The 11,720-nt window shown below is 68.7% G+C and carries 8 protein-coding genes; 6 read left to right on the top strand and 2 right to left on the bottom strand.

What is annotated here, in order from left to right; all coding sequences use genetic code 11:
- Positions 1-47: 47 nt before the first annotated feature.
- The 5 genes from ACX938_RS03820 to ACX938_RS03800 are packed head-to-tail and all read left to right on the top strand — an operon-like array spanning position 48 to position 6,578.
- Positions 48-1,484 carry an ABC transporter substrate-binding protein gene (locus ACX938_RS03820; protein WP_459430045.1) on the top strand — a complete coding sequence of 479 codons (1,437 nt, stop codon included), beginning with the start codon at positions 48-50 and terminating at the stop codon, positions 1,482-1,484.
- A 58-nt stretch (positions 1,485-1,542) separates the two neighbouring features.
- Complete coding sequence (locus ACX938_RS03815) at positions 1,543-2,460, top strand: ABC transporter permease (RefSeq protein ID WP_232755229.1); 918 nt, start codon at positions 1,543-1,545, stop codon at positions 2,458-2,460.
- Positions 2,457-3,416, top strand: coding sequence for an ABC transporter permease (locus ACX938_RS03810; protein WP_459430044.1), 960 nt, complete (start codon positions 2,457-2,459; stop codon positions 3,414-3,416). Before ACX938_RS03815 ends, ACX938_RS03810 begins: the two co-directional genes overlap by 4 nt.
- A 1-nt stretch (position 3,417) precedes the next feature.
- Entirely contained in the window at positions 3,418-5,244 is a 1,827-nt protein-coding gene (locus tag ACX938_RS03805; protein WP_459430043.1) for an ABC transporter ATP-binding protein, read from the top strand.
- Entirely contained in the window at positions 5,241-6,578 is a 1,338-nt protein-coding gene (locus ACX938_RS03800) for a lyase family protein (protein ID WP_459430042.1), read from the top strand. Before ACX938_RS03805 ends, ACX938_RS03800 begins: the two co-directional genes overlap by 4 nt.
- A 4-nt stretch (positions 6,579-6,582) precedes the next feature.
- Here the strand turns inward: ACX938_RS03800 and ACX938_RS03795 are convergent, their stop codons facing one another.
- Both ACX938_RS03795 and guaB read right to left on the bottom strand, forming a co-directional pair.
- A complete protein-coding gene (locus tag ACX938_RS03795; RefSeq protein WP_459430041.1) occupies positions 6,583-7,512 on the bottom strand; it encodes a LysR family transcriptional regulator in 930 nt (309 codons plus the stop codon).
- A gap of 628 nt (positions 7,513-8,140) precedes the next feature.
- The gene (gene guaB / locus ACX938_RS03790; protein WP_232755356.1) at positions 8,141-9,589 is read right to left on the bottom strand and encodes an IMP dehydrogenase; all 1,449 of its coding nucleotides are present in this window, start codon (positions 9,587-9,589) and stop codon (positions 8,141-8,143) included.
- A gap of 991 nt (positions 9,590-10,580) precedes the next feature.
- Here guaB and speB point away from each other — a divergent pair.
- On the top strand, positions 10,581-11,540 hold the full coding sequence (gene speB / locus ACX938_RS03785) for an agmatinase (RefSeq protein WP_459430040.1): 960 nt from the start codon (positions 10,581-10,583) through the stop codon (positions 11,538-11,540).
- Positions 11,541-11,720 lie beyond the last annotated feature (180 nt).

Raw genomic sequence — 11,720 nt, 5'->3', positions numbered from 1 at the left:
CGTGGGCAGTTCCCCTTGCCGCCACGGCGGGAAAGCAGGACGACACCATGCGCGTCGCCCTGGCCGAGGAAATCCTGAACCTCGACTACAACTACACGACCAAGCGCGAATACATCATCATGGCGGAGTTGACCGACGCGACGCTCTTCGATCTCGACCCCGAGACGCAGGAGTTCGCGCCGGCCGTCGCCACCGAGTGGAGCTGGGTCGACGACACCACGCTGGACGTGACCCTGCGCGAGGGCGTGACCTTCCACGACGGCTCCGCGCTCACCGCCGAGGACGTCGCCTATACCTACAACTGGATCGTCTCCGAGGAGAGCGAAGCCCAGGCCAAGGGCACCATCGAGCGCTGGCTCGACCGCGTCGAGGTGACCGGCGACCTGTCGCTGCGCTTTCACCTGAAGACCGTCTATCCGCTGGTTCTGCGCGACATGGCGCAGCGGGTGAAACTGCGCCCCGAAGGCGCCTATCGCACCGAGGGCGGCGAGATCGACGAAAGCGCGATGGCCATCGACCTGATCGGCGCGGGCCCCTACCGGGTCGTGTCCTTCGAGCCGGGCCAGGAGGTCGTTCTGGAGCGCTTCGACGCCTATTGGGGCGAGGCACCGGCGATCGAGAATGTCGTGGTGCGCAACCTGCCCGACATTGGCACCCAGCAGGCCGAGCTGATGTCCGGCGGTGTCGACTGGATGTTCAAGGTGCCGCTCGACGTGGCGGAATCCCTTGGCAGCACGCCGCAGGCGACGCATCTCTCCGGCCCCGACCTGCGCGTCGGCTTCCTGGTCCTCGATGCAGCCGGCTACACCGACGCGGACGGCCCGCTGACCAACGTGAAGGTCCGGCAGGCGGTCAACCACGCGCTGAACCGCGAGGAGATGGCCGAATACCTCATCGGCGGCTCCTCCGAGGGCATCCACACGCCCTGCCACCCGGCGCAGTTCGGCTGCACCGAGGATATCGCGGCCTATCCCTACGACCCCGAGAAAGCGCGCGCGCTCCTTGCCGAGGCCGGTTATCCCGATGGCTTCCCGCTGGAGCTCTGGGCCTACCGCGACAAGCCCGCGGCCGAGGCCATCGCCGCCGATCTCGAGGCCGTCGGCATCGACGTGAACCTGCGCTACGTGAAGCTCGCCTCGCTCAACCAGGCGCGCGCGCAGCAGGAGATCCCGGCCTATTTCGGGACCTGGGGCTCGGGCGGCACCGCCGATACCGCGGCCATCGCCCGCGTGCATTTCTCGAGCGACAGCGACCGCAATCTCTCCGGCGACGCGGAGCTGACCGAAACCGTGCTCGCCGCCGAGCAGACCGCGGACCCCGAGCAGCGCAAGGCGCTATACGAGGAGGCCCTCACGACCATCGCCGATCAGGCCTATTGGGCGCCGCTGTTCTCCTATTCGCAGAACTACCTCGTGAACCCCGACCTCGACTTCCCTCTCAGCCCCGACGGGCTGCCGCGTCTCGACAACGCGTCCTGGAAGTGACCTGACATGGTCCCGCGCCCATGATGGCGCGGGACCAGCACGAGGCGGAGGAGACCACATGCTCAGATACATCCTGCAACGCGGCGCGCTGGCGCTCGCGGTGGCCTTCACGGTCTCGCTGGCGACCTTCTTCCTGCTGAATGTCGCGACCGACCCCGCCTATGCCATCGCCGGCGAGGACGCGACTCCGGAGGTGCTGGCGCAGATCCGCGAGACCTACGGGCTCGATCGGCCGCTCGCCACGCGCTATTTCGACTGGCTCGGCGGCGTGCTGACCGGCGATTTCGGCGAAAGCTACTACTGGAACAAGCCGGTGGCGGAACTGGTCGCCTCCCGCGCACCGACGACCATCGCGCTGGCCCTTTCGGCGCTTTCGGTGACCATCCTGATCTCGATCCCGCTGGGGGCCTTGGCGGCGCTCAAGCCCAACTCCTGGGCCGATCGCTTCGCGCTCGGCGTCGCGGTCTCCGCGCAGGCGGTGCCGAACTTCTGGCTCGGGCTGATCATGATCATCCTCTTCGCCGTGACCGTACCGATCTTCCCGGTCTCGGGCGACGACACCTGGCTGCACTTCGTCCTGCCCGCCTTCGTGCTGGGCGCCAGCTCGGTGCCCGCGGTGATGCGCCTGACGCGCACCGGCCTCATCGAGGTGATGGACAGCGACTACATCCGCACTGCCCGCTCCAAGGGGTTCCGCGGCATGCCGCTTTTGACCCGCCACGCCATGCGCAACGCCATCCTGCCGGTCGTCTCGGTGCTGGCGGTGCAGCTCGGCCAGAAGTTCGGCGGCTCGGTGATCACCGAGAGCATCTTCGCCATCAACGGGCTGGGGCGGCTGGCGCTCGAGTCGATCCTCGGCTCGGACATCCCCACGGTGCAGATGCTGATCTTCGTCTTCGCCCTCGTCTTCGTGGCCATGAACCTCCTGGCCGACATCCTGAACGCTGCCCTGGACCCGAGGATCCGCATCGGATGAGCCTGACCCGGACCACCCCCGCCCAGACCGACCCGACCCAGCCCCTGGCCGCGGAAAGCGCCGCCGAGGCCACCCAGCGCACCCCCGAGGCTCTGCCGCCGACGCCACGCCGGCTGGCCCTGACCCGGGCGCGCGGCCACGGCGGGCTCTTGATTGGCGGCACGATCATCGCGCTTCTGGTGCTGGTGGCGATCTTCGCGCCGCTGCTCGCGCCGCATGATCCCTTCGCCCAGTCGCTGAGCGCGCGGATGCTGCCGCCCGTCTGGGCCGAGGGCGGCAACCCGGAATACCTGCTTGGCACCGACCAGAACGGCCGCGACTACCTGAGCCGGCTGATCTACGGCGCGCGTATCTCGCTGATGATCGGCCTCGGCGCCGCCTGCATCGGCATGGTGATCGGCGTCACCCTGGGCGTGGTCGCGGGCTATTTCGGCGGCTGGATCGACCACGCGGTGAGCTTCCTTCTGACCGCCCAGCTGGCGCTGCCCGGGCTGCTCCTGGCCATGGCGCTGGTCTTCATCATCGGCCCGTCGGTCTGGGTGGTGATCTGCATCGTGGGTGTGCTGCACTGGACCTATTACCTGGTGGTCACCCGCGCCGCGACCCAGCGCATCCGCAGCCTGGACTTCGTCGCCGCCGCGCAGGCCGCGGGCGCCAGCCCCGGCCAGGTGATCCGCCACGAGATCCTGCCCAACCTGGTCAGCGCGATCATCGTGATCTTCACCTTCGAGCTCGGCATCGCGATCCTCGCGGAATCGAGCCTGTCCTTCCTCGGCGTTGGGATCCAGCCGCCGATGCCCTCCTGGGGCCTCATGATCGCCGAGGGTAAACAGGCGATGTTCTACCGCCCCTGGCTGGTGGTGCTGCCCGGCCTCTGCCTCTTCGCGCTGGTGATCGGCGCCAACCTTCTTGGCGACGGCCTGCGCGACGTGACCTCGCCCGACGGGAGGAACTGATATGACCATGCTCGAGATCGACAACCTGTCCGTCTCCCTCGACCTGCCGGCCGGCCCGCTGCACGCGGTGCGCGACGTCTCGCTCAGCCTCGACCGTGGCGAGAGCCTCGGCATCGTCGGCGAAAGCGGCTCGGGCAAGTCCATGTCCGCCCTGGCGCTGATGCGGCTCCTGCCACGGCGCGCGGGCATGACGGCCGATGCGATGCGCTTCGACGGCACGGAGCTCACTCGGGTGGACGAGGCGACATTCGCCCGCGACTACCTGGGCCCGAAACTGGGCATGATCTTCCAGGAACCCATGACCTCGCTGAACCCGGTCTACCGGATCGGGCGGCAGCTGACCGAGGCGAGCGTCCGGAGCGGCAAGCTCTCGGCCTCTGCAGCCCGGGAGCGCGCCATCGAGCTCCTGGACCGCGTCGGCATCCCCGAGCCCAGGGCCCGCATGGCGCAGTATCCCCACCAGCTCTCGGGCGGGCAGCGCCAGCGCGTGATGATCGCGATGGCGCTGATGATGGAGCCGGACCTGCTGATCGCGGACGAGCCCACGACCGCCCTCGACGTCACGGTGCAGGCCCAGATCATGGAACTGCTGGCCGATCTGCGCCGCGAGATGGGCATGGGCATGATCCTCATCACCCACGACCTGGCCGTGGTGGCCCGCAACGTCGACCGCGTCGCGGTGATGTATGGCGGCGAGGTGGTGGAATCCGGCGCGGCCGCCTCCGTGCTGCGCGAACCGCGCCACCCCTATACCCGCGCGCTTCTCGGAGCGATCCCGCGCACCGACGGCCCGGTGCGCAAGCTCGAGGCGATCCCCGGCACGGTGCCGTCGCTCTATGCGCGCCCCCGGTCGTGCGTCTTCGCGCCGCGCTGCGCACAGGCCCGGCCCGAATGCACCGTGTCCCGCCCGCCGGTGCAGGGAGACGCGGGTCACTGGCGGCGCTGCGTGCTGGCCGACGCCGAGCTGCGCGCGGCACAGCAGGCCCCCGAGGTGATCGAGCGCGCGCGGACCGGTGCTGCCGAGACCGCGCTCGAGGCCCGTGGCGTCAGCCGGGTCTTCCAAAGCCGCAAGGGTCTGTTCGGCCCTCCGCACGAAATCCGCGCCGTCGACAATGTCGACCTCAGCGTGCACCGGGGCGAGATCCTCGCCCTCGTGGGCGAAAGCGGCTCGGGCAAATCGACGCTCGCGCGCATGTTGCTCGGCCTCGATGCGCCGACCTCCGGGGAGATCCTGCTCGACGGCATCCCCGTCTCTGACATGGCCCCGATGGACCGGGCCGGCCGCGTGCAACCGATCTTCCAGGACCCCTACTCCTCGCTCAACCCACGCCGAACCCTGGCCGAGATCATCGCCCGCCCGCTGGCCCTGCGCGGCGAAGGCGACGCCGGGTCGCGCCGCAAAAAGGCGCGCGAGATGATGGAGCTCGTGCGCCTGCCGGACCGCCTTCTGCACTCCTATCCGTCGCAGCTGTCGGGCGGGCAAAGACAGCGGGTCGCCATCGCCCGCGCGCTGGTCACCGACCCGCGGATGCTGGTCTGCGACGAGCCGACCTCCGCGCTCGATGTCAGCGTGCAGGCGCAGATCCTGAACCTTCTCAGCGAGTTGCAGCTCGATCTGGGCCTGACCTGCCTGCTCATCACGCATGACATGGCGGTGGTCCACCAGATCGCCACCCGTGTCGCGGTGATGCTGAACGGGCAGTTGATCGAGACCGGGCTGGCCGAGGATGTGCTGGTTCGGCCCCAAACGACCTACACCAGGCGCCTTCTCGCGGCGGCGCCGAGGTTCGAACACGACGAGGCAGCGAGCGAGGAAATGGCGCCATGAAACACGACCGCGCGCAGACCGTCACGCCGGAGACGCTGTTCTCCCAAGCCTCGCTCTGGCAATCGTGGCTCGACGTCGAGGCCGCCCTCGCCCGCGCGCAGGCAGAGATCGGCATGATCCCGGCCTGGGCGGCCGAGGACATCAGCCGCCACGCCCGGATCGAGGCGATCGGCGAGGATCGCATGCGCGCCTCCATCTCTCGCACCATGGCCCCGGTCCTGTCGCTGACCCGTTGCCTTGCCGAGGATGCGGGCGACGCGGGCCGCTACGTGCATTGGGGGGCCACGACGCAGAACGTCATGCAGACCGGACGGCTCCTGCTGATCCGCCGTGCCCGCCGGGGGCTCGATCAGGCCCTCGCCGAGGCCTTCGACCGGCTGGCCGCGCTGGCCTTGAGCCATGCGGAGACGCCGATGGCCGGGCGCACCAACCGCCGCCACGCTGTGCCGATCACCTTCGGGTTCAAAATCGCCGGCTGGATCGAAGAGCTGACCCGCGCGGCCGACCGCCTGGACGATGCCGGGCGGCGCGCGTTCCGGCTGCCCTTCGGCGGCGCCGTGGGCGCCTTCCATGGCTACGGCGAGGATGGTCCCGCGCTCATGACGGCGCTTGCGCGCGAGCTGGACCTGGGCGAGCTCGCGGTGCCTGGCCGAACGGTGAACGACCTCTTCGTCGAGTTCGTGATGCAACTCGGGATGTTCGGGATGACGACCGAACGCATCGCCCGCGAGGCCTACACCCTCATGACCGAGGAGATCGGCGAGCTCAGCGAACGTCTCGACGAGGGCGTCGTCGGTAGCTCCACCATGCCGCACAAGGTCAATCCCAAGCACGTGGTCCGGCTCCAGGCCGACTGCGCGCGGCTCCGCTCTCAGGCGGCGCCTGCGATGGAGGCGGGTTTGACCAGCCACGAGGGCGACGCCGCGGCGAACCACCTGCTGTCCTCGGTGATCGACACCGCCCTGCCCCTTGGCTGGACCGTGGCCCGCGACCTCGCACGGCTGCTCGACCGGATCGAGGTCCACCCGGAGCAGATGCGCGAGAACCTGATGCGCTCGGGCGGGCTGGTCGCCACCGAGCGGCTGATGATGGCGCTGGCGCCCGCGACCGGGCGGGCGGAGGCGCATGACCTCGTGCATCACGCCGTAGAGGAGGCGCTGGCGAGCGGCTGCGCGCTGGAAACCCGGCTGCTCGAACACCCCGAGGTGCGCGCCCTGGGCGAGGCCGAAGTGCAGGCGCTTCTCGATCCCGCGGGCTACACCGGCCAAAGCGCCGCCATCGCGCGGCGCCTGGCCGAAACCGCCAAGGCGCGTGCTGCAGCACTTCGCGGCTGAGCCGTCAGATCAGCTCGAGCATGGCAGCGGCCGCCGGATCGGCGGCGCGCCGCGCCTCGATCACCGCGCTCACCGCGTCGAGAAAGGCCGTCGCCAGGGGCGCGCGCGGCCCCGGCGCATGGATCGCCGCATAGGTGACCGGACGCGGGCCGACCAACGGGCGCAGCACCGCCTGGTCGCCGGGCAACAGCTCGACCGAGGCGCGGTCGGTCAGGGTGATCCCCAGCCTGTCGCGCACGAGTTGCAGCGCCACGATGCTGGAGCTCGTCTCGACCGCCACCTGCGGCTCATACCCGCTGACGCCGAGCACCTGGTCCAGCCGGTCGCGCCAGCGCTGCCCGGGCCGCAGAGCGACGAAGCGCTCGTGGGCGATGTCCTCGACCGTCAGCTCGTCGCGCGCCGCCAACGGGTGATCGGACGGCATCAGCACCTCGGTGCCCGCCTCGAGGATCGGCTCCACGTCGACATCCAGGATCGCGTTCTCGACCGGCAGCGAGATGAGGCCCAGGTTGTAGCTGCGAGCGGCCACCTTGCTTTCGATGTCGAAGCGGGTCTCGACGTTGAGCGAACACTGCATCGAGCGCCCCCCGGCCTCCATATGCGCCAGCGCCGGAGACACCAGCGAGCGGGCGATCGGCGCGGCCGTGACCAGGGACAGCCGACGGTGCGAGCGATTTCGGATATCGGCGGCCAGCGTGGGGATTTCATCGAGCCCGTCGAGCGTCTGCACCACCCGCCGGTAGAAGATATCGCCGTCATCGGTGAGCACGAGCTGGCGCTTTTCGCGGCTGAACAGAGAGATATCGAGCTCCTGCTCCAGCAGCGACAACAGCCGGCTGGCCGCCGAGGCCGAGACATTGAGCTGGCGCGACGCCTCGGCCAGCGAGCCGGTCAGCACGATCTGCCGAAAGAGCTGAAGAGACTTTAGGTTCATGCAGTCGACCGCGCCTTCGGCCTGGTTTCATGCGCCGAGGCGCGGAGATCTCGCGTCACTTTTGGAGGGCACCCTCTTCGCTGAAATCCGCAGCACCCGACGTAACACCTCGACGGTTTCACTTTCTCGGCTCCCACCGAGGCAATACTGCGATGGTGAGAAAGAGCAATCAAGGCGACCGAAGGCTCACAAAGTCCATGGTTTGCGGGTATAACGCTTCGATCGGATACCCGCGTGGCAACGGCCGCTCCCGATATGCACAGGTCCCTGGAGTTTGCGGGATCGGCGCCGCCGAATAGGGCGAGCCGGGTCTCCGAGTCGTCATTCGTCGCGTAGGACTTCCATGAAGACGCTGGCCGGGAAACGCTCCTTCACCGAAAAGATAGGAACGGTCAAAATGGGCAACGAACGCCAGTGGACCTGGTCGTAGTTAAGCACCTTCTCAGCTCCGGGTGCTCGCACATCCAGAGGCTCTGCCACGAGGCGGATCGCATCAGCCACCACGCTACACTATCTCTTTCCGCATCAGCTATCGAGCTGATGCTTTGTCCAGTTCAGGGTTCGTTCTGTCCATGTTCGCGGACGTTCCGCGGCGAGCCACTCCCTCAAGACACCCGTAAGTCCTTGATTATCCTATTCTATAATTCGGAGACTCCCGCGTGATCGCCACGTCGTGCACGTGGCTCTCGCGCAGGCCCGCGTTGGTGATCCGCACGAAGCGGCAGCCGCGGCGCATGTCCTCGACGGTGGCATTGCCGGTGTAGCCCATGGCGGCGCGCAACCCGCCGACGAGCTGGTGCAGCACGGTGCCCGCGGCGCCCTTGTAGGGGACCTGGCCCTCGATACCCTCGGGGACGAGCTTGTCGGTGGCGGCGTCCTTCTGGAAGTAGCGGTCGGCCGAGCCGCGCGCCATGGCGCCCATGGAGCCCATGCCGCGGTAGGCCTTGAAGGAGCGGCCCTGGTAGAGGATCACCTCGCCCGGGCTCTCGTCGCTGCCCGCCAGCATCGAGCCCACCATGGCGCAGGAGGCGCCGGCGGCGATGGCCTTGGCGAAATCGCCCGAGAACTTGATGCCGCCGTCGGCGATGATCGGCACGTCGCCGGCCGCCTCGGCGCATTCCATGATCGCGGTGAGCTGCGGCACGCCGACGCCGGCGACCATCCGGGTGGTGCAGATCGAGCCCGGCCCGATGCCGACCTTGACCGCATCGGCGCCCGCGTCGATCAGCGCCCGGGTGGCCTCGGCGGTGGCGACATTGCCGGCGATGACCTGGACCTCGTTGGAGAGCCGCTTGGCCCGGCTCACCGCCTCGATCACGCCGCGGCTGTGGCCATGCGCGGTGTCGATCACCACGATGTCGACCTCGGCGTCGACCAGCGCCTCGGTGCGCTCGAAGCCGCTGTCGCCGACCGAGGTGGCCGCAGCGACGCGCAGCCGTCCAAGCCCGTCCTTGCAGGCGGTGGGGTTGACCACGGACTGTTCGGTGTCCTTCAGGGTCAGGAGACCGGTGAGCTTGCCCTGGGCGTCGGTCACGAGCAGCTTTTCGATCCGCCGCGCCTTCATCAGGTTGATCGCCTCCTGCCGGTCGGCGGGTTCGGTCAGCACCGCCAGCCGCTCCGAGGTCATCATCGCGTGCACCGGCGTGTCGTCGCGTTCGGCAAAGCGCATGTCGCGGTTGGTCACGATGCCGACCAGGCGGTGAGCCTCGTCGACGACGGGGAAGCCGGTGAAGCCGTAGCGCTCGGTCAGGGCGCGGGCGTCGCCCAGCGTCTGGTTCGGCGTCAGCGTGATCGGGTTGTAGACGATGCCGCTTTCGAAGCGCTTCACCCGGCGGACCTCGCGGGCCTGTTCCTCGACCGAGAGGTTCTTGTGGATCACCCCGATGCCGCCCGCCTGGGCCATGGTGATCGCCATGCGGCTCTCGGTCACGGTGTCCATGGCCGAGGACAGGAGCGGGATGTTCAGCGACACCGCCCTGGTCACGCGCGTGCGGGTGTCGGCGGTCGAGGGCAGGACCTCGCTTGCGCCGGGCAGAAGCAGAACATCGTCGAAGGTGAGCGCCTCGCGAATCTCCATGAGCAGACCTCTCGGGTTGGAGCCTCGTTTGGCGCTTCCCTATCGCACGCGACCGAAGGATTGGAAAGGCGCATTCGGGGAAAATCTGGTGGGGTGGATGGGGGTGGTCGGGTTCGGTTTGCGGATTGGGGGCGTGGGGTGGTGGCTTTGCGGTGGCGGCGCGGGTTGTGGGCTGGGGTGTCTTGAGCGGAACGGGTGTGGCCGGGTCGCGCAGAGACGGCCCGCATCAGCCCCCGGCCTCGCCCCCGCCCCCATCTCAACGCGCCCCACCAGAGGGCGCGCCGGACCGGGGGTCGGCGCTGCTGACCTCCGAGCGAGGCGCTTTTTCCCAGCAAGGGCAGGACTAGCGACGATCTTAGCACGCCACCCCAAGAAGCGCCGGCCCAAGGGGCCGGTCCGGCGCGCGCCCGGCACCTTCGGTGCTATTCGGGCGCAAGGAGGCGCGAGGGAAGCGAATGATTGGCGTAGATTGCGAATGGGGTTCAGAGAAAGCCGCTGCGCAGCGCGCAAAAAACATAGAAGACAAGGCTGCCTTCAGATTTCGTGATCCGCCCGAGACCAATCGGCCCTCCCGCTCTCAACAAGCGCTTCCAGAGGGCGCGCGCCGGACCGGGGGCCGGCGCTGCTGACCTCTGAGCGAAGCGCTTTATCTCAGCAAGGTCAGGACGAAAGACAAGCTAAGCGCGCCACTCCAAGGAGCGCCGGCCCAAGGGGCCGGTCCGGCGCGCGCCCGGCATCTTCGATGCTGTTCGGGCGCAAGGGGGTGCGTGGGAAGGGAGCGATGGGTTTAAGTTGCGCAGGAGGTTCAGAGCACGCCTCTGCCAGCGGCACCAAAACTTAAAACACATGCTCCTCCCATGCCTCCCGGCTCCCACAGATCAGACGACCCGCCGCCTTCTCCGCTCCCGCGGCCACCTCCTCCGCGCCCCGCACGTCCATCCCCCCACTCCCCCCTTGCCAGCCCCGCCCACCGCGCTCAAAACTCCCTCCCATGACCCATGGCTACGACACCGGCCGGCTGAACCTGCCCTTCACCGGCATCTGCACCTTCGCCAAGAAACCCTTCGAGCCCGACTGGAACCGGCTCGACGCCGATGCGGCGATCCTCGGCGCGCCCTTCGACGGGGGCACCCAGTGGCGGCCGGGCGCGCGCTTCGGGCCGCGGGCGGTGCGCGAGGCCTCGACGCTCTTCTCCTTCGGCCATTCCGGCGCCTACGACCACGAGGACGACGCCACCTACCTCGGGCCCGACGTGCAGATCGTCGACATGGGCGACGCCGACATCATCCACACCGACACCCAGCAGAGCCACGACAACATCGAGACCGGCGTGCGCGCGGCGCTCAATGCCGCCGCCCTGCCGGTGGTGATCGGCGGCGACCACTCGGTCAACATCCCCTGCCTGCGCGCCTTCGACGACCAGGGCGACATCCATATCCTGCAGATCGACGCCCATCTCGACTTCGTCGACGAGCGTCACGGCGTAAGGCACGGCCACGGCAACCCGATGCGGCGGGCGGCGGAGCGGCCCTATGTCTCGGGGCTGACGCAGCTCGGGATCCGCAATGTCTCCTCCACCGCCAAGGAGGGCTACGACGACGCGCGCGGAATGGGCTCGGACATCCTTTCGGTGCGGCAGGTGCGCAAGCTCGGGCCGCGGGCGACGGCGGCGCGGGTGCCGCGGGGCGCGCGGGTCTATGTCACGCTCGACATCGACGCCTTCTGTCCCTCGATCGCGCCCGGCACGGGCACGCCCTCACATGGCGGCTTTCTCTACTACGAGGTGCTGGAGCTCCTGCAGGAGATCGCCCGGCAGAACGAGGTCGTGGGCCTCGATCTCGTCGAGGTCGCCCCGGCCTATGACCCGGCAGGCGTAACCTCGATCCTCGCGGCGCAGGTGCTGATGAACACGCTTGGCTTCATCTTCCACGCCCGCGCGGCGGGCGGCTGAGCGGGATGTAAGCGCTCAAAGTTTGGGCAGCGGGACGGGTCGCTCGCGGCGATGGCTCGGAGGACCGAGCCGGTCTCCTTGGCTTTGGAAATAGGCGGCCCGCAGATTGTCGCCCCTTACCCGTTCACATGCATCCCAGCGCCGCCGGTCCACCAACCCACTCACACACTCTCTCAGCCC

The sequence above is a fragment of the Roseivivax sp. genome, assembly GCF_054552075.1.
The sequence above is the reverse complement of the archived record's forward strand: the minus strand, read 5'-3'. Positions and strand labels throughout refer to the sequence as shown.

What these genes read in the sequence shown, in the direction of transcription:
- speB (WP_459430040.1), top strand. Translation starts at nt 10,581, where the DNA reads ATGACCCATGGCTACGACACCGGCCGGCTGAACCTGCCCTTCACCGGC.
- ACX938_RS03805 (WP_459430043.1), top strand. Translation starts at nt 3,418, where the DNA reads ATGACCATGCTCGAGATCGACAACCTGTCCGTCTCCCTCGACCTGCCG.
- ACX938_RS03820 (WP_459430045.1), top strand. Translation starts at nt 48, where the DNA reads ATGCGCGTCGCCCTGGCCGAGGAAATCCTGAACCTCGACTACAACTAC.
- guaB (WP_232755356.1), bottom strand. Translation starts at nt 9,589, where the DNA reads ATGGAGATTCGCGAGGCGCTCACCTTCGACGATGTTCTGCTTCTGCCC.
- ACX938_RS03810 (WP_459430044.1), top strand. Translation starts at nt 2,457, where the DNA reads ATGAGCCTGACCCGGACCACCCCCGCCCAGACCGACCCGACCCAGCCC.
- ACX938_RS03800 (WP_459430042.1), top strand. Translation starts at nt 5,241, where the DNA reads ATGAAACACGACCGCGCGCAGACCGTCACGCCGGAGACGCTGTTCTCC.
- ACX938_RS03795 (WP_459430041.1), bottom strand. Translation starts at nt 7,512, where the DNA reads ATGAACCTAAAGTCTCTTCAGCTCTTTCGGCAGATCGTGCTGACCGGC.
- ACX938_RS03815 (WP_232755229.1), top strand. Translation starts at nt 1,543, where the DNA reads ATGCTCAGATACATCCTGCAACGCGGCGCGCTGGCGCTCGCGGTGGCC.